Source organism: Enterocloster aldenensis, assembly GCF_003434055.1.
Taxonomy (GTDB): Bacteria; Bacillota; Clostridia; order Lachnospirales; family Lachnospiraceae; genus Enterocloster; species Enterocloster aldenensis.
The window spans coordinates 346,794-363,830 of record NZ_QVEX01000004.1; the positions used below are offsets into that span (position 1 = coordinate 346,794).

At 50.5% G+C, this 17,037-nt stretch carries 16 protein-coding genes and 1 pseudogene; 14 read left to right on the forward strand and 3 right to left on the reverse strand.

The annotated features are described in order from the left end of the window. Positions 1 to 48: 48 nt before the first annotated feature. Positions 49 to 552, forward strand: coding sequence for an acetolactate synthase small subunit (ilvN, locus tag DWX59_RS11690; protein ID WP_008722991.1), 504 nt, complete (start codon positions 49 to 51; stop codon positions 550 to 552). A 146-nt stretch (positions 553 to 698) separates the two neighbouring features. Further along, positions 699 to 1,709 (forward strand): ketol-acid reductoisomerase, encoded by a 1,011-nt coding sequence (ilvC, locus tag DWX59_RS11695; protein ID WP_117559218.1) that lies wholly within the window; start codon positions 699 to 701, stop codon positions 1,707 to 1,709. Between the two features lie 172 nt (positions 1,710 to 1,881). Here ilvC and DWX59_RS11700 read toward each other — a convergent pair whose 3' ends face one another. Continuing rightward, positions 1,882 to 2,628, reverse strand: a complete 747-nt coding sequence (locus tag DWX59_RS11700; RefSeq protein ID WP_117559220.1) for a helix-turn-helix transcriptional regulator — start codon at positions 2,626 to 2,628, stop codon at positions 1,882 to 1,884. Positions 2,629 to 3,023: 395 nt separating this feature from the next. Between DWX59_RS11700 and DWX59_RS11705 the strand changes: the two genes are divergently transcribed. Both DWX59_RS11705 and DWX59_RS11710 read left to right on the forward strand, forming a co-directional pair. After that, a complete protein-coding gene (locus tag DWX59_RS11705; RefSeq protein ID WP_117559222.1) occupies positions 3,024 to 4,415 on the forward strand; it encodes a tryptophanase in 1,392 nt (463 codons plus the stop codon). A 152-nt stretch (positions 4,416 to 4,567) separates the two neighbouring features. Further along, entirely contained in the window at positions 4,568 to 5,917 is a 1,350-nt protein-coding gene (locus DWX59_RS11710) for a sodium-dependent transporter (protein WP_117559224.1), read from the forward strand. A 277-nt stretch (positions 5,918 to 6,194) separates the two neighbouring features. Here the strand turns inward: DWX59_RS11710 and DWX59_RS11715 are convergent, their stop codons facing one another. Beyond that, a complete protein-coding gene (locus DWX59_RS11715) occupies positions 6,195 to 7,076 on the reverse strand; it encodes a LysR family transcriptional regulator (protein ID WP_117559226.1) in 882 nt (293 codons plus the stop codon). 254 nt (positions 7,077 to 7,330) lie between these two features. Then, positions 7,331 to 8,230, reverse strand: coding sequence for a LysR family transcriptional regulator (locus DWX59_RS11720; protein ID WP_117559228.1), 900 nt, complete (start codon positions 8,228 to 8,230; stop codon positions 7,331 to 7,333). Between the two features lie 173 nt (positions 8,231 to 8,403). On the opposite strand from DWX59_RS11720, the gene DWX59_RS11725 reads away from it, so the two are divergent. The 10 genes and pseudogenes from DWX59_RS11725 to DWX59_RS11775 form a co-directional block, all read left to right on the forward strand. Continuing rightward, entirely contained in the window at positions 8,404 to 9,681 is a 1,278-nt protein-coding gene (locus tag DWX59_RS11725) for an L-cysteine desulfidase family protein (RefSeq protein ID WP_117559230.1), read from the forward strand. A gap of 2 nt (positions 9,682 to 9,683) precedes the next feature. Further along, complete coding sequence (locus DWX59_RS11730) at positions 9,684 to 10,877, forward strand: dicarboxylate/amino acid:cation symporter (RefSeq protein WP_117559232.1); 1,194 nt, start codon at positions 9,684 to 9,686, stop codon at positions 10,875 to 10,877. 337 nt (positions 10,878 to 11,214) lie between these two features. After that, the gene (hydF, locus tag DWX59_RS11740; protein WP_117559236.1) at positions 11,215 to 12,474 is read left to right on the forward strand and encodes a [FeFe] hydrogenase H-cluster maturation GTPase HydF; all 1,260 of its coding nucleotides are present in this window, start codon (positions 11,215 to 11,217) and stop codon (positions 12,472 to 12,474) included. A gap of 12 nt (positions 12,475 to 12,486) precedes the next feature. After that, complete coding sequence (locus DWX59_RS11745; RefSeq protein WP_117559238.1) at positions 12,487 to 12,702, forward strand: hypothetical protein; 216 nt, start codon at positions 12,487 to 12,489, stop codon at positions 12,700 to 12,702. Continuing rightward, entirely contained in the window at positions 12,699 to 13,838 is a 1,140-nt protein-coding gene (nagA, locus tag DWX59_RS11750; protein WP_117559240.1) for an N-acetylglucosamine-6-phosphate deacetylase, read from the forward strand. Before DWX59_RS11745 ends, nagA begins: the two co-directional genes overlap by 4 nt. A 174-nt stretch (positions 13,839 to 14,012) precedes the next feature. After that, entirely contained in the window at positions 14,013 to 14,480 is a 468-nt protein-coding gene (locus DWX59_RS11755) for a ribosome maturation factor RimP (RefSeq protein ID WP_117559242.1), read from the forward strand. Positions 14,481 to 14,531: 51 nt separating this feature from the next. After that, the gene (gene nusA, locus DWX59_RS11760) at positions 14,532 to 15,719 is read left to right on the forward strand and encodes a transcription termination factor NusA (RefSeq protein WP_117559244.1); all 1,188 of its coding nucleotides are present in this window, start codon (positions 14,532 to 14,534) and stop codon (positions 15,717 to 15,719) included. A 66-nt stretch (positions 15,720 to 15,785) separates the two neighbouring features. Beyond that, a complete protein-coding gene (gene rnpM / locus DWX59_RS11765; RefSeq protein WP_117559246.1) occupies positions 15,786 to 16,058 on the forward strand; it encodes an RNase P modulator RnpM in 273 nt (90 codons plus the stop codon). Continuing rightward, positions 16,018 to 16,383 carry a L7Ae/L30e/S12e/Gadd45 family ribosomal protein gene (locus tag DWX59_RS11770; protein WP_369911419.1) on the forward strand — a complete coding sequence of 122 codons (366 nt, stop codon included), beginning with the start codon at positions 16,018 to 16,020 and terminating at the stop codon, positions 16,381 to 16,383. The genes rnpM and DWX59_RS11770 overlap by 41 nt, the downstream gene beginning before the upstream one ends. Continuing rightward, positions 16,370 to 17,037 (forward strand): annotated as a pseudogene (locus DWX59_RS11775) (translation initiation factor IF-2); the annotation flags it as partial. The gene DWX59_RS11770 and the pseudogene DWX59_RS11775, both read left to right, overlap by 14 nt.

Here is a 17,037-nt window from a genome sequence, read left to right on the forward strand (position 1 = left end):
GGCAGTGTGAAAGCTGTCCGCCAGGATGAGAGGGTGGGATTAGATTATATGGATGACAGAATCGTGTTATCGCTGCTTGTAGACAATACCGCCGGTGTGCTGGCCCGGGTAGCCGGACTTTTCAGCCGGCGCGGTTACAATATTGAAAGCCTGACCGTTGGCGTTACCGCGGACCCGCGGTACTCAAGGATGACCGTGGTCTCCCTGGGGGACCAGACTGTTCTGGAGCAGATTAAGAACCAGCTTAATAAACTGGAGGATGTAAGGGATATCAAGGAACTGCAGCCGGACCGGTCCGTGTACAGGGAACTGATGATGGTAAAGGTCAGGGCCAATGCCGCAGACAGGCAGTCTGTCAGCGCCATCTCCAGCATTTTCCGTGCAACCATCGTGGATGTGGGCAAGGATTCGCTGACCGTCATGCTGACAGGTGACCAGTCCAAGCTGGATGCGTTAATTAACCTGCTGGAAGATTATGAAATCCTGGAGCTGGCCCGCACAGGCCTGACAGGGCTGGAACGGGGCGCCGAGGATATCAGGATGCTTCCATAAGTTCCCGGGCCGGGAAAACGGACGGGGGGCGGGATTACATAGCGGTTGGGTAAGAGCTTAAGGGGGCGGCCAAGGGCGGACTGAGAGTCGTCGGTTTTGTTGCCTTAACATATATATTTTCAAAGGAATTAAGGAGGATAAGAGCAATGCCAAAGATTTATTATCAGGAAGATTGTAATTTATCATTATTGGAAGGCAAGACCATTGCTGTCATCGGTTACGGCAGCCAGGGACATGCACATGCATTAAACTTAAAGGAGTCAGGCTGCAACGTGATTGTTGGTCTGTATGAGGGAAGCCGTTCCTGGAAAAAGGCTGAAGAGCAGGGATTTGAAGTATATACGGCAGCTGAGGCAACCAAGAAGGCCGATGTGATCATGATTCTGATTAATGATGAGAAGCAGGCGGCCATGTATAAGGAGTCCATCGCACCAAACCTGCGCCCGGGCATGATGCTGATGTTTGCCCACGGTTTTGCCATCCATTTCGGACAGATTGTTCCGCCGAAGGATGTTGACGTAACCATGATTGCGCCAAAGGCTCCGGGCCACACGGTCAGAAGCGAGTACCAGAGGGGCAGGGGAACCCCATGTCTGATTGCCGTGCATCAGGATGCAACAGGCAAGGCAACCGATATGGCCCTGGCTTACGGTCAGGGAATCGGCGGCGCCAGGGCAGGTATCCTGGAGACCACATTTAAGGTAGAGACTGAGACAGACCTGTTTGGTGAGCAGGCGGTTCTGTGCGGCGGCGTATGCGCACTGATGAAGGCTGGTTTCGAGACATTGGTAGAGGCTGGTTATGCTCCTGAGAACGCATATTTTGAGTGCGTACATGAGATGAAGCTGATTGTGGACCTGATATATGAGAGCGGTTTTGCCGGCATGAGATACTCCATCTCCAACACGGCTGAGTACGGCGATTACATCACCGGGCCAAAGATTGTTACGGACGAGACAAAGAAAGCCATGAAGAAAATCCTGTCCGATATCCAGGACGGTACCTTTGCAAAGGACTGGCTGGCAGAGAACCAGGTGGGCTGCCCGCACTTTAACGCCATGAGGAAGAATGAGGCAGACCAGCCCCTTGAGAAGGTTGGATCCGAGCTCAGGAAGCTGTATAGCTGGAATGATACGGATAAGCTTATCAACAACTAATCATAGATACATAATAGATACATATAAGAACGAAGCGGATGTCCACTGAGAGGGGCATCCGCTTTTTGGTCCGCCCATGCTGGGCGAACCAAAAAGGGGCTCTGGCAGTCATGGATTGACAGAAGCCCCTTAAAAATCCTTTAAGGTTTTGTTCAGCTTTGGCAGGAACGGATTATTCCTGGCGGATTCTGGACAGGTAGCGGTATACGCTGGCCTGGGAGATTCCCAATGCCCCGGACGCGTCTTTTACCGCGCCCTTTAGAAGGAATACGCCGTCCCTTTCCAGCCGTTCCATCACTGCCAGGCGCTGGGACTGGGACAGGCTTTTGCCTTCCAGGTCCATGTCCCTAAAAATACGGGACAAGGCCTCGTTCACTGTTTCTCCGCTGGAGACAGGCACAGCCTCTCCTGACATCGGATGCGCTGATGCGTTCCTGATTCCCGGTTCACCGGACCGGGCTTCTCCCTGACTGGCCGGTGTTTCCTTGTAGGTCTCATCGAAACGGAAATTCGTTTCTACAAATGTATCTGGATGGCACAGCCCGATCAGCTGCTTTGCCAGGTCCACATACTTGCTGTCGTCAAAATTAATACTCAGCAGCCCGATTAACTCTTCTGACGTATTCTCAATAAACAGCGTGGAGGACCGCAGCTTCTTTCCAAGGGCGGATACCCCCATATAATGGGTACGATAGGAATAATTGTGATAGCTCTTATCCGCAATGATCTGCAGAATCTCGCTGGCCAGAGGTGCTCCCAGTTCCTGTCCGCTGACATGGTTGTTGGCAATGGCGATAATGGACTTTTCCTTGTCCTCCAGGCTGTGGAGCACAATCTCATAATCCGGCCCAAGGGTACGGCCAAGAAATTCCGTTAACTTTATATAATGCTGAAGGATTGAATGATTTTCTATATTCATGACCTGCTTCTTTCTATATGCTCATATAATGCTATTGTATCAAAATACCCTTTTAATATCTAGAGTATGTTTTAGAATGTAGGGTAATAAAATTTTATTATTTTCTTTTTGGTTTTGATAATTATTTATTAAATTTTTTCTATTTTACGCACTATGTATAATTTTATGCCCTAAAAAATATTTTTTTATTAATTAACACAAATGATATTGACATTTTTATAAAAATATAATAATATATTTTCATAAGTTGAGAAAACCTTATTACATCTCACATTCTTTCTTCTCAACTTGAACCTATTACATAATACTGTCCGCCAGTCGGCAACGATGACCGGGGTATTTGGAAGCGGCAGAGGTCCGCATCCAAACCAAAATCATTTTATGGAGGTATTATTATGGCTATCAAGTATGTTCCAGAACCATTCCGCATCAAGGTGGTTGAACCACTGAAAATGCTCACACGCCAGGAGCGTGAGCAGGCAATCGCCCAGGCCAGGTACAACATGTTTGGCTTAAGGGGAGAGGACTGCTACATCGATCTCCTCACTGACTCCGGTACCAATGCCATGAGCGAGGACCAATGGGCGGGGATCATGAAGGGCGATGAGGCCTATGCCGGCGCTTCCTCCTACTACAAACTGGTTGACGCTGCCAAGGACATCTTTGGATATGGATATGTCCAGCCTGTACACCAGGGACGCGCTGCTGAAAAGGTTCTGTTCCCCACATTCCTCTCCGAGGGTAAGATTGCAATTTCCAACATGTTCTTTGACACTACCCGCGCCCATGTAATCCTGGCCGGCGCGCGTCCCATCGACTGCGTAATCCCGGAAGCAAAGGATCCGTCCCACCGCTGCAAGTTCAAGGGCAATATGGATGTGGAAAAGCTGGAACAGATCATTCTTGAAAAGGGCGCTGAGAATGTGGGTCTGGTGGTCATGACAATTACCAACAATTCCGCCGGGGGACAGCCGGTTTCCCTGCAGAACATGAGGGATGTTTCCGCAATCTGTAAGAAATACAACATTCCCCTGGATATTGACGCGGCGCGTTACGCTGAAAACGCATACTTTGTCAAACGCGATGAGGAGGAGTGCAGGGACTGGCCGATTAAAAAGATTATTAAAGAAATGTTCTCCCTGGCCGACATGTTCACCATGTCCGCAAAAAAGGATACCATTGTCAACATGGGCGGCATGATTGGAGTCAAGGATGGAGAGTCACCTTTGATTCTGAAAATAAAAGCAAACTGTATTTCTTTTGAAGGATTCTATACATACGGCGGCCTTAACGGACGTGACCTGGAAGCCCTGGCCATCGGCTTATACGAGGGCATTGACGAAAATTATCTCCGTTACAGGATTGGACAGATGGAATATCTTGCATCCAGGCTGGATGATGCCGGTATTGCTTACCAGGCCCCGGTTGGAGGTCATGGCGTGTTTGTGGATGCAGCAGCCATGTTCCCCCAGATTCCATATTATGAATTCCCTGGCCAGGTGTTGGCCGTTGAACTCTACAAGGAGGCAGGCATCCGCACCTGTGATATTGGCTCCTATATGCTGGGCAATGACCCGGATACAAATGAACAGCTTCATGCCGATTTTGAATTCACACGTCTGGCCATTCCGCGCCGGGTCTACACCCAGGCCCATATTGATATAATGGCAGATGCATTGATTGCAATTAAAGAGCGGTCCCATGAAATCAAACATGGTTACAAGATTACATGGGAGCCACCGATCCTTCGTCATTTCCAGGCCTCTCTGGCACCTGTTGAGGACTGAAGGTAAGGGGCAGACCGCATGATGATTCAAACGTTATTTGAAATCATGTGATGTGCTTGGCAGCAATAAGATAGGGCATCCTATAGTAGTTTAAAGATTACTGTGGGGGGCCCTTTTTGTCTTCATTTTGTATCGAAAAGGAGAAGAAATATATGGGAAAAACATCCAATGGTAACAACAGGGAATCATGGGGATCGAAATGGGGTTTTATTCTTGCATGTATTGGTTCGGCAGTGGGGATGGGAAATATCTGGCTGTTTCCCAGCCGGGTTGCAAATTATGGCGGCGCGTTTCTGGTAGCATATCTTATCTTTGACATTCTGATCGGGTTTTCCGGTGTGATTGGTGAAATGAGCTTTGGGAGAAAGGCAAAGGAAGGCCCTGTAGGCGCTTTCAGGCAGGCCTGCGCCTCCCGTGGAAAAGGGAATACGGGTGCCCTGATAGGCGGTATCCCCATGGCGGGGGCGCTGATGCTGGCCATTGGCTACTCCGTAGTGGTGGGTTGGATTTTTAAGTATGTGTTCAATTCCTTTACCGGAAAAGCCCTTTCCTATGGTGCGGATGTGTCGGATATCTCAGGCTATGAACAGGCATTTGGCACCACCGCATCTTCCTTTGGCAACAACTTATGGCTGATTGTTGCACTGGCAGTCACATTTACCATCATGGTGCTGGGTGTTGCCAGCGGTATTGAGAAAGCCAACAAGATAATGATCCCTCTGTTTTTCCTGCTGTTTATGGGCCTGGCTGTTTATGTTTATTTCCAGCCCGGAGCTTCTGAGGGTTACAAATACATGTTCTCCATTAATCCTGAAAAGCTAAAAGATCCCATGATGTGGGTCTATGCCCTGGGCCAGTCATTTTTTTCCCTGTCCCTGGCCGGCAACGGAACGGTTATTTACGGCTCATACCTGTCCGATGATGAGGATATTGTCAGCTCCGCATGGAAAGTGGCCCTGTTTGACACAGGGGCCGCGTTCCTGGCCGCTCTGGTCATTGTTCCTGCCATGGCAGCCGCCGGCTCCACTGCCTTTGGCGGAGGCCCTGGCCTGATGTTCATCTATTTGCCCAACCTGTTTGCGGCCATGCCAAGCGGACACATTGTAATGGTGGTATTCTTTGTGGCTGTGCTGTTTGCAGGTCTTACTTCCCTGGTGAACCTGTTTGAGGCCCCCATCGCCACCCTTCAGGATAACCTGCATTTCAGCCGTGCCAAAGCAGTTACCACCATCGGTATCATTGGTGTTGTGGTGGCGCTGTGCATCCAGGGTATTGTTTCCGGCTGGATGGACTTCGTATCCATCTATATCTGCCCTCTGGGCGCCGGTCTGGCCGGGATTATGTTTGCCTGGATCTGGGGAAAGCAGGCAGTGGAGGATGCGGTATCCCTTGGAAGAAAGCAGCGGATTGGCGGCTGGTACTACCCCCTTTATAAATATGGATTCTGCATTCTGACCATGGCAGTGTTCATTCTGGGAATCGTCAACGGCGGAATTGGCTGATACAGCCTGCTATGGGGACCTGGTTCCTGGCGCCCGGCAGGGCCCTGACTTTCGGGATAGATTTTGAAAAGGGTCCTAAAAATGACAAAGGGCCATTGCATTTCCACGTACATCAGGTGGAAATACAATGGCTTTTTACGCTGTGGGAGACATCCGCCCTTTCATGGGGGCAGCTCCATTAATCCTCCTGCTCAATCGCCTTATCCTTTGAATTGCGGTAAAAGCCGTGTGCTTTTTCCGTGGGTATTGACTGACACCCCGGGTAAGCGGCAATCCGTCAATATAAAAACTCCAGAAACGTCTTAAGCGCCATGGCCTGGTTGGAGGGATGGTATGCAAAGCCGATGGTCCTTCGGTGGATGGGGATGTTTAAGGGAATCTCCACCAGGGAACCGTTGTCCAGTTCCTTCTGCACCAGTTCCTTGATGACGCAGCCGATTCCAAGGCCGATTTTTGCAAATTCAATCAACAGGTCCATGGTGGTCACTTCCAGGACCTGCCGCGGCAGTATGTTGTTATCCGACATGTACTCATCCACATGGTGGCGCGTCATGTTGCTGGAGTCCAGGAGCATGATGTTGCCGGTCTCAAAGATATTGGCGTCCCTGCCTTCCCTGAGATGCAGGTTTTCAAGGTAGGATGGGGTGGTGACAAAGATATCCTGTATGTCCATCACCGGTATGAATGCAAGGTCCCTGCGTACCGAAGGCTGTGCAACCAGCCCCAGGTCAATCTTCTGCTGTTCCAGACGGGTCAGGGTCAGTGCCGTGGACTGGCTCTCAATGGTCACCTTCATGTGGGGGTACTGGTCAATAAATGTTTTCAGGTAAGGGAGTAGGATGTATTTGCACAGTGTATTACTGACACCGATGCGCAGATGGCCGATATCGAATTCCTGGATCCGCTTAAGCTCCATTTCTCCCCGGTCCAGGGCGTCAAAGGCCTCCCTGGCATGCTCAAACAGGATTTCCCCTTCTGCTGTGAGCTGCACGCCCCTGGAACTGCGGGTGAAAAGGGACAGGCCCAGGCTGTCCTCCAGCTTGCTGATGGCCTTGCTGATGGCCGGCTGGCTGATATAGAGTTCCTTGGCTGCCTTGGAAATATTCCCGGCTTTTGCCACCTCATAGAATATCTTGTATTGTGACAGGTTCTGCTCCATGACTGTCCTCCCCGTAATATAACATTTTTTCATATGAAAATGTGTACTGTATAACTTTTATTATAACAACACATGTCCTGAAATGTAAAGAACAGAAGGGGATGATTTTAAAGGAAATTAAAAATGCGATTTTCCTTATTTCGGTTCACCTTCCCTGTTTTCCATAATATACTTATAATAGATCCGCCTCATGAAAGCCGGAAGCCGTACTGCCCCGGATTGCTCCGGGGATGGACCTGGAAAGAATATCCGGGTTACATGCCGGGGGCAGGCGGAAGGAAAGTACCGGCCAATTCTATGAATGCATTCATCTCGCGGGTCACCCATTTATCCTTATGATAGACAATCTGGCGCCAGGTCTGCATGTGGAAATCCTTTACGTTAAGGGCGGCCAGGCAGCCGGATTCAATGTCTGAGAGGATGGTGAACCTTGGAAGGAAGGAGACGCCCATATTGGCCCTCAGCAGGTTGATGATGAATTCCGTATTCCCTATTTCAAGGAAAGGGCGGATTGTCATATCCTGGGCCGCCAGATACTGTTCCAGTATGAAACGGTAGCTTGCATTTTTCTCGGTCAGGATGAATGGCTGTCCGATGACCTGGGAAAGGTCCAGGTCCTTCCTGCCGGAAAAGGGGTGGTTTACGGAGGATACGAAAACAATGTCCTCAGGCTCTTCCAGGACCTTGATCCATTTGTCGTCATACATACGCTTGTCCAGGAAATACACAATGTCAATGGCATTGCTGTTCATCATGTCCAGCAGGGTTCCGGGGGAATCGGTGATGATGCTTACGTTTACCCGGGGATACAGGCGGTGGTACTCTTTTAACAAAGGAGGAAAGATGGATGCACAGATGGACTCAATGGTGCCAAGGCACAGGCTTCCGGTCAGTTCCGTGGCTTCCGTCACAGCGTCCCTGGCGCATTCCAGGTCCCGCATGATGGCGGCGGCATGTTCAAAGAACACGGCGCCCTGGTGGGTTAAGGTGGTCTGTTTGCCGATGCGGTCAAACAGGTGGACATTCAGCTCTTTTTCCAGCTGCTTGACCTGGATGGTCACAGCGGCCTGGGAATATCCCAGCTGTTTGGCTGCTTTTGAAAAACTCTTTAGCTGAGCTACCTGAAGAAATGTTGCAATTTCGCGTAATTCCATAATATACGTCCTTTTTTTAATTGGTTTTTCTATAAAAATTTTTAAACTATATCATAAAAACATTAAATTTTACAACCATTTGTTTTTATGGTACATTAAGCTTAATGAGAAATCAATACCAAATAATGACTATTTTCCCAAAAATCAGTCAAAAAAGAAAGGAATCAAATATCATGGAAAAAGACAATGTAAAGTACAACGCGTATGTTCAGATACTGAAGGAGGAGCTGCTTCCGGCCATGGGATGTACGGAACCCATTGCCCTGGCCTATGGCGCTGCGCTGGCACGGAAAGTACTGGGGGAACTGCCGGACCGGGTGGTAATCGGGGCCAGCGGAAGTATTATCAAGAATGTCAAATCCGTGATTGTGCCTAATACAGACCATTTAAAAGGAATCCCGGCCGCTGCAACAGCCGGTATCGTGGCAGGTGACCCGGATAAGGAGCTGGAGGTAATCGCCCAGGTGACACCGGAGCAGATTGCACAGATGAAGGAGTTCATAGAAAATACCCAGATTGAAGTGGAGCATGTGGACAATGGCATCACCTTTGACATCATCGTGACACTGTACAAGGGAAGCTCTTATGCAAAGGTGCGCATTGCCAATTACCACACCAATGTGGTACTGGTTGAAAAAGACGGCGAGATCTTAAAGCAGATAGAAGTGGCCGGAGAGGACGAGGAGGGCCTGACAGACAGGAGCCTTCTTAATATGGAAGATATCTGGGATTTCATCAACACGGTTGACATAGCCGACATCAAGGAGGTACTGGACCGCCAGATTTCCTATAACATGGCCATTGCAGAGGAGGGCATCAAGGGGAATTACGGCGCCAACATCGGCAAGGTGCTTCTTGATATGTCTGGCAATGATGTGCGCACCAGGGCAAAGGCCATGGCGGCGGCTGGTTCCGACGCCAGGATGAATGGCTGCGAACTGCCGGTCATCATCAATTCAGGCAGCGGGAACCAGGGAATCACTGCATCCGTACCGGTCCTTGTATATGCGGAGGAGCTTAAGGTAAGCGAGGAGAAGAAATACAGGGCCCTGGCCTTATCCAACCTTACTGCCATTCACCAGAAGACACCGATTGGAAGATTATCCGCATATTGCGGCGCGGTAAGCGCCGGCGCGGGAGCAGGGGCAGGAATCGCTTATCTGTGCGGAGGCAGCTATAAGGAGATTGTCCATACGGTTGTCAATGCGCTTGCCATTGTGTCCGGCATTGTCTGCGACGGCGCCAAGGCTTCCTGCGCAGCCAAGATTGCTTCGGCGGTTGACGCAGGGATCCTGGGCTATAACATGTATATCCGCGGTCAGCAGTTCTACGGAGGAGACGGCATCGTGACAAAGGGTGTCGAGGAAACACTTAAGAATGTTGGCAGGCTTGGAAAGGAAGGAATGAAGGAGACCAACGAGGAGATAATTAAAATCATGATTGGAGATTAGGTATGAAAAAAATAACAGGTAGTTTACCGTTCCGATTACTGTTGGGTGTTATCCTCGGTATCATCGTCGGACAGATTTGCGGCGATGGTCTTATGCACGTCATTGTAACAATTAAGTACATACTGAATCAGGTGATTGTATTCTGTGTTCCGTTAATAATCATTGGTTTCATTGCCCCTTCCATCACAAGGCTGGGCAATAACGCATCCAAAATGCTTGGGGTTGCTGTTACGCTTGCATATGTTTCGTCAATCGGTGCTGCGCTGTTTGCCATGATGGCCGGTTATTTCCTGATTCCCCATCTGTCCATTATTTCTGAGGTAGAGGAACTTAGGAAACTGCCGGACATCGTGTTCCAGCTGGATATCCCCCAGATCATGCCGGTCATGAGCGCCCTTGTGTTTTCACTGCTTCTTGGCCTGGCCGCCACATGGACCAAGGCGGAGGTGATTACGGATGTCCTGGAGGAGTTCCAGCAGATCGTACTTTCCATTGTAACAAAAGTAGTCATTCCGGTGCTTCCTGTTTTTATTGCATTTACATTCTGCTCCTTATCATATGAAGGCACCATTACAAAGCAGCTGCCTGTATTTTTAAAGGTGGTCATCATTGTCATGATCGGACATTTTATCTGGATGACCCTGCTCTATGTAATCGCCGGTATCTATTCAGGGGCCAATCCCCTGGACGTCATCCGCAATTACGGGCCGGCCTATATCACAGCGGTGGGTACCATGTCATCCGCGGCCACCCTTGCGGTTGCCCTGCGCTGTGCCAAGAAGTCACAGCCGCCCCTGCGGGATGACATGGTGGACTTCGGCATCCCGCTGTTTGCCAATATCCATCTGTGCGGTTCCGTGCTGACAGAAGTATTCTTTGTCATGACGGTGAACAAGATACTTTACGGTTCCATTCCTACCATGGGGACCATGGTCTTATTCTGTGCACTCCTAGGCATATTTGCCATTGGGGCGCCCGGCGTGCCCGGAGGTACGGTAATGGCGTCCCTGGGGCTGATAACAGGCGTCCTTGGATTTGAGGAGTCAGGCACGGCGCTGATGCTGACAATCTTTGCCCTGCAGGACAGCTTCGGAACCGCATGCAACGTGACCGGCGACGGAGCCCTGACCATGATCCTTACCGGATTTGCGCAGAAACATGGGATTAAGAGACAGAAGCTTGAGAGCGGTCTGTGACCGGGGCCGGATTGGGGCCCCGATGGGACCGCGGCCACGGGCAGACAACGCAGGCTGTTTTATATCCGGGGATTGACAGCCCGCGGGAATATGTAGTAAGATGGAGCAAACAGGCTTCTGCACTGACAGGTATCCCTTACAGCAAAGCAGCCCGCGCGGATATCCCCAATCCAGGGGGCCGCAGACAGATGGAAGAGAATATGTGTTGACTGACCTGAAGCAGGGCTGAGAGGGAAAGCGGGTACACTTGAGTGGTTTTATCGGGATACGCCTATTTTGGCGTATCCTTTTTGTGTTGGGAAATGACACGGAACACGGACAGGAGGAAAAGATACATATGGGAATGAATGACACGCCTTCATCAGAACGGGTCCATATCGGATTCTTTGGAAGGAGGAATGCTGGGAAGTCCAGCGTGCTCAATGCAGTCACCGGCCAGGACCTGGCTGTGGTATCAGAGGTAAAGGGAACCACCACGGACCCTGTGTATAAGGCCATGGAGCTTCTTCCCCTTGGCCCGGTGATGATGATTGACACCCCGGGGATTGATGATGAAGGGGAATTGGGCGGCCTTCGTATTAAAAAGAGTTACCAGGTGCTTAATAAGACGGACGTGGCGGTTTTGGTGGTGGATGGCTGCCAGGGCATGGCATATGAGGACAGGGCGCTTCTTGGGCGGATACAGGAAAAGCATATCCCATGTGTGATTGCCTGCAATAAGGCGGACATGGATGGTCCTGCTGCTAACCATGGAGATTCTGGGAACCAGGCGGAATCGGCCGGCAAACCACAGGAAGCATATCCGCAGTCCCTTCCGGTAATCATGGTCAGCGCCCTTACCGGACAGGGCATGGACAAGCTTAAGGAATGCCTGGCGGGCCTGGGGAAGAGACAGGAGAGTGGGCGCAGGATCGTGGGGGATTTGCTGGAACCGTTGGATTTTGCCGTGCTGGTGGTGCCCATTGATAAGGCCGCCCCCAAAGGCCGTCTCATCCTTCCGCAGCAGCAGACCATACGGGATATCCTGGAGGCTGGCGCTGTTTCCATTGTACTTAAGGAGGATGGACTGGCAAAGGCGCTGCCGGCGCTGGGAAAGAAACCCAGGATCGTCATTACGGACAGCCAGGTATTTGGATCCGTGGCAAAGGATACGCCTGAGGACATCCTGCTGACATCCTTTTCCATCCTGTTTGCAAGGTATAAGGGGAACCTGGGCCCCCTGGTCAAGGGGGCGGCGGCCTTAAAGCATATTGGCGCGGGTGATAAGATCCTGATTTCAGAGGGGTGTACCCACCATAGGCAGTGCAATGACATCGGGACTGTTAAGCTTCCTGGCTGGATCCGGCAGTATACGGGCGTGGAACCGGAGTTCCATTTTACATCCGGGACCGGGTTTCCCGATGATTTAAGCGGTTACAGCCTGATTGTCCACTGCGGCGGATGCATGCTGAATGAAAGGGAAATGAAGTACAGGATGGAATGCGCAGAGGACCAGGGAATCCCAATGACCAATTACGGCATATTGATTGCATATACCCAGGGGATTTTAAAACGGAGCCTGGAGCCATTTCCGGAAATTGCATCCCTTCTTGGATGAAGCCAAAATAAAATGGGAATAAATGCGCATGATAAGGGTGCGGAAGCAGGCGGGATGCCTGCTTCCGCGCCTTTTACCGTGGCGGCTCCCATCACTGGAAAAGAAATAAAAAGAAAATATTTTTATTTAGTATTTAATGTTGAAAATAATTTTTTATGTGCTATACTTGTGATAAGGGAAATTAATTTAGACAGAATAACATTATATGGAAAAGGAGAAGCGACATGAAGATTCAGGGTAAGAGAGTCTGGATTGCAGGCCAGTTCATGGCGGCACAGATGGAGATTGAGGACGGGACCATTAAGCGGATTGACGGGTACGGTACAGGTCCTGCGGACCAGGATTACGGGGACAGGAGGATCCTTCCGGGTTTTATTGATATCCATACCCACGGCGCCTATGATTTTGACACCAATGACGGGGAGCCTGAGGGCCTTCGCAGATGGATGAAGAGGATTCCGCAAGAGGGCGTCACATCCATCCTTCCAACCACGGTGACCCAGATGCCCGAGGTGCTTACCAAAGCGGTTGCCAATGTGGCAAAGGTGTCAGAAGAAGGATATGAGGGCGCTGAGATACTGGGAATCCATTTTGAGGGACCTTTCCTGGACATGGAATATAAGGGCGCACAGCCTCCGGAGGCCATTGCTGTTGCATCGGTGGAGCAGTTTAAGAAGTACCAGGAAGCTGCAAAGGGACTGATTAAGTATATTACCCTGGCGCCGGAGCGGGATCCGGACCATGCGCTGACAAGATACTGCTCCACCCACGGCGTGGTGGTCAGCATGGGCCATTCGGCCGCAACCTATGAGCAGGCCCTGTTAGGCATTGCCAATGGCGCCACTTCCATGACCCATGTCTATAACGGCATGACCCCATACCACCACCGCAAGCCGGGGCTGGTAGGAACCGCGCTCAGGGTCAGGGATATCTATGGGGAAATCATCTGCGACGGCTGCCATTCCCATCTGGCTGCCCTGAATAATTTCTTTACTGCAAAGGGAAGGGATTACTCTATCATGATCAGTGATTCCCTTCGGGCAAAGCACTGCCCGCCGGGCGGACAGTACCAGCTGGGCGGCCATGACATAGAGATTGGCGATGACGGCCTGGCAAGGCTTAAGGGTACGGACACCATTGCGGGAAGCACGCTGAACCTGAACCGGGGCCTTAAGATCCTGGTGGAAGAGGCCATGGTCCCCTTTGACACGGCAGTCAATTCCTGTACCATCAACCCGGCCAGATGCCTTGGGGTGGATGACCGCAAGGGCAGGATTGCAGTGGGCTGCGACGCGGACCTGGTGGTGCTGGAGGATGATTACAGCGTGCTCCAGACCTGGTGCAGGGGACGTGCAATGCTCTAAAATACGGGATAATTTCAATAAAATCCCTGAAAATGCTTGCATTTACCAGAACATGATGGTATAGTATATAGGATAACTAATGTAGGGTACTGATAAAGAGTGGACGCCGGTCCACTCTTTCGTTTTGAGTAGGGCTCATACATTACTGTACAGATTGGAAAGGCGGTGTAGCAATTGGGAAAAAAGGAAAACTACGAGAGCAGGGTAGAACGTTACCTCCTGCCCCTGGTGGAAGAACATCATTTTGAACTTGTGGATGTGGAATATGTAAAGGAAGCAGGAACCTGGTATCTGAGGGCTTATATTGATAAAGAAGGCGGAATTGCAGTGGATGACTGTGAGGTCATCAGCAGGAAGCTTGGGGAGTGGCTGGATAAGGAAGATTTTATTGATGAAAGCTATATCCTTGAGGTCAGTTCGCCGGGACTTGGCCGTCCCCTGAAAAAGGAAAAGGACTTTATCAGGAGCATGGGCAAGGATGTGGACGTGCGTCTGTACCGCCAGATTGATAAGCAGAAGGAATTTACAGGTGCCTTAAGTGCATATGATGAGAATACTGTGACGCTGACCATGGAAGACGGAAGCCAGATGGTATTTGAAAAACCGGACATTGCCCTGATCCGGCTGGCACTGGATTTCTGATACTGCATTGATAGTTAATTCACATGCCCAGGCATGGATAGGAGGATAAACATGAACAAGGAACTGTTAGAGGCAATGGAAGTGTTGGAGAAGGAGAAGAACATCGCCAAGGACACACTGATTGAAGCGATTGAAAACTCACTGCTCACAGCCTGCAAGAACCATTTTGGAAAAGCCGATAACGTAAAAGTCACGGTAAACCCCAACACCTGTGATTTTGCTGTATATGCAGAAAAAACCGTTGTGGAGCAGGTGGAAGACGATATAATGGAAATCAGCCTGGCGGACGCCAAGATGCTGAGCCCCAAGTATGATTTGGGTGATACGGTGCAGATCCCGCTGGATTCCAAGAAATTCGGCCGTATTGCGACACAGAATGCCAAGAATGTCATTTTGCAGAAAATCCGTGAGGAAGAGCGCAAGGTCCTTTACAACGAGTATTATACAAAGGAAAAGGATGTGATGACAGGCATCGTGCAGCGCTATCTTGGCAGGAATGTAAGCATCAACCTTGGACGGGTGGATGCAATCCTCAATGAGAGCGAGCAGGTAAAGGGCGAGACCTTCCGTCCGACCGAGCGCATTAAGGTATATGTGCTGGAGGTTAAGGATACACCGAAGGGACCAAGGGTTTCCGTTTCCAGGACACACCCGGACCTTGTTAAACGCCTGTTTGAATCCGAGGTTGCAGAGGTACGCGACGGCACTGTGGAAATCAAGGCCATTGCCAGGGAGGCTGGGTCCAGGACAAAGATTGCAGTTAAATCCAATGACGCCAACGTGGACCCGGTAGGAGCATGCGTGGGCCTTAACGGTGCAAGGGTGAACGCCATTGTAAGTGAGCTCAGGGGTGAAAAGATCGATATCATTAACTGGGATGACAATCCTGCTTATCTGATTGAGAACGCCTTAAGCCCGGCCAAGGTAATCTGCGTGGTGGCGGACGAGGAAGAGCGCGAGGCACAGGTGATCGTGCCGGATTACCAGCTTTCCCTGGCCATTGGCAAGGAGGGCCAGAACGCAAGGCTGGCGGCAAGACTGACCGGTTTCAAGATTGATATAAAGAGCGAGACCCAGGCAAGGGAGATGGGGCTCTTTGAGCAGATGGGCCTTCAGTACGGAGATACCCCTGCGCCAAGTTTCGAGGAAGATAGTTTTGAAGAAGACAGCTATGAAGAGACAGAAAACTACCCGGAATATGAAGAGGGCTACCAGGAAGACGGGAACGGACAGGAATAGGAAAGTCCACGATGAGACGGATTGTGGGAGATTAGGGATACTCTGAGAAGATTAGGAGTGATATAAGTGGGTATAAAGAAAGTTCCGCTCAGGCAGTGCATTGGCTGCCAGGAGATGAAGAGCAAAAAAGAAATGATAAGAGTCATAAAAACCGCCGAAGATGAGATTATGTTAGATGCCACGGGCCGTAAGAACGGAAGAGGCGCTTACCTGTGTCCATCAATGGAATGCTTTAAGAAGGCCGTGAAGAGCAAGGGGTTGGAACGGTCCTTCAAGATGGCGATTCCGAAAGAGGTATATGAAACTCTGGAAAAGGAGATGGAAGAGCTTGGTAAATAGCAAAAAACTGTTAAGCCTGATAGGCCTTGCAAAAAGGGCAAGGAAGGTGGTAAGCGGTGAATTTTCGACGGAAAAGTCTGTAAAGAGCGGAAAGTCACACATGGTAATCGTATCGGAGGAAGCTTCGGACAACACGAAGAAAATGTTTACCAATATGTGCACTCACTATAAAGTCCCAATCTATCTGTTTGGAACCAAGGATGAACTGGGGCACGCCATGGGGCAGGAGTTTCGGGCATCCCTGTCCGTGGAAGATGCAGGGTTCGCAAAGTCAATGGCAGAACTAATGAATATAAATGGAGGTAGTTTGAATGAGAGTAAGTGAACTGGCAAATGAACTGGGTAAAACCAGTAAAGAAATATTGGAAATCATAAAACAAAAAGACAATGCAGCTGCCTTGTACGCTGCATCGAATGTGACGAGGGATCAGGAGAATATTGTGCGGAATTCATTAAGCCCTAAAAAAGCAGCTGCCCCAAAGGCAGAGGCACCTAAAAAGGAGGCGCCCAAAGCAGACGCGCCCAGGACGGAGGCTCCTAAGACAGAGGCTCCTAAGACAGAAGCCTCAAGGACAGAGGCTCCGAAGCAGGAAGCATCCAAGGCCGCGGAGGCAGCCGGCAGGACAGAACCAGCTAAGAAAAAGCTGACAGCCGTGTTCCGTCCGCAGAATGCGCAGCAGCAGATCAAGCGTCCGGTTCCACCAAAACCGCAGCCAAAGCCACAGCAGGCCCAGGCTCCAAAGGCCGAGGCACCGGCAGCAGCGCCTGCTCCCCGCCAGGAGACCGTACGTCCCCAGGTCCAGGCCCAGGCAGTGGAGGCAGCGCCGGTGAAAGAAACCCCGGCATCCCAGACAGCGGACAAAGCGAATACGCCTGACAGCCGCGAAGCTGCAAGGCCGCAGCATACATCCCAGGAATCCCAGGGCAGCCGTGAAGGCGGTTATCAGGGCAACCGCGAGGGAGGTTACCAGGGCAACCG

Coding starts and splice junctions, on each gene's coding strand:
- ilvN (WP_008722991.1), top strand. CDS start 49: ATGGATGACAGAATCGTGTTATCGCTGCTTGTAGACAATACCGCCGGT.
- ilvC (WP_117559218.1), top strand. CDS start 699: ATGCCAAAGATTTATTATCAGGAAGATTGTAATTTATCATTATTGGAA.
- DWX59_RS11700 (WP_117559220.1), bottom strand. CDS start 2,628: ATGAATATAGAAAATCATTCAATCCTTCAGCATTATATAAAGTTAACG.
- DWX59_RS11705 (WP_117559222.1), top strand. CDS start 3,024: ATGGCTATCAAGTATGTTCCAGAACCATTCCGCATCAAGGTGGTTGAA.
- DWX59_RS11710 (WP_117559224.1), top strand. CDS start 4,568: ATGGGAAAAACATCCAATGGTAACAACAGGGAATCATGGGGATCGAAA.
- DWX59_RS11715 (WP_117559226.1), bottom strand. CDS start 7,076: ATGGAGCAGAACCTGTCACAATACAAGATATTCTATGAGGTGGCAAAA.
- DWX59_RS11720 (WP_117559228.1), bottom strand. CDS start 8,230: ATGGAATTACGCGAAATTGCAACATTTCTTCAGGTAGCTCAGCTAAAG.
- DWX59_RS11725 (WP_117559230.1), top strand. CDS start 8,404: ATGGAAAAAGACAATGTAAAGTACAACGCGTATGTTCAGATACTGAAG.
- DWX59_RS11730 (WP_117559232.1), top strand. CDS start 9,684: ATGAAAAAAATAACAGGTAGTTTACCGTTCCGATTACTGTTGGGTGTT.
- hydF (WP_117559236.1), top strand. CDS start 11,215: ATGGGAATGAATGACACGCCTTCATCAGAACGGGTCCATATCGGATTC.
- DWX59_RS11745 (WP_117559238.1), top strand. CDS start 12,487: ATGGGAATAAATGCGCATGATAAGGGTGCGGAAGCAGGCGGGATGCCT.
- nagA (WP_117559240.1), top strand. CDS start 12,699: ATGAAGATTCAGGGTAAGAGAGTCTGGATTGCAGGCCAGTTCATGGCG.
- nusA (WP_117559244.1), top strand. CDS start 14,532: ATGAACAAGGAACTGTTAGAGGCAATGGAAGTGTTGGAGAAGGAGAAG.
- DWX59_RS11770 (WP_369911419.1), top strand. CDS start 16,018: ATGAAACTCTGGAAAAGGAGATGGAAGAGCTTGGTAAATAGCAAAAAA.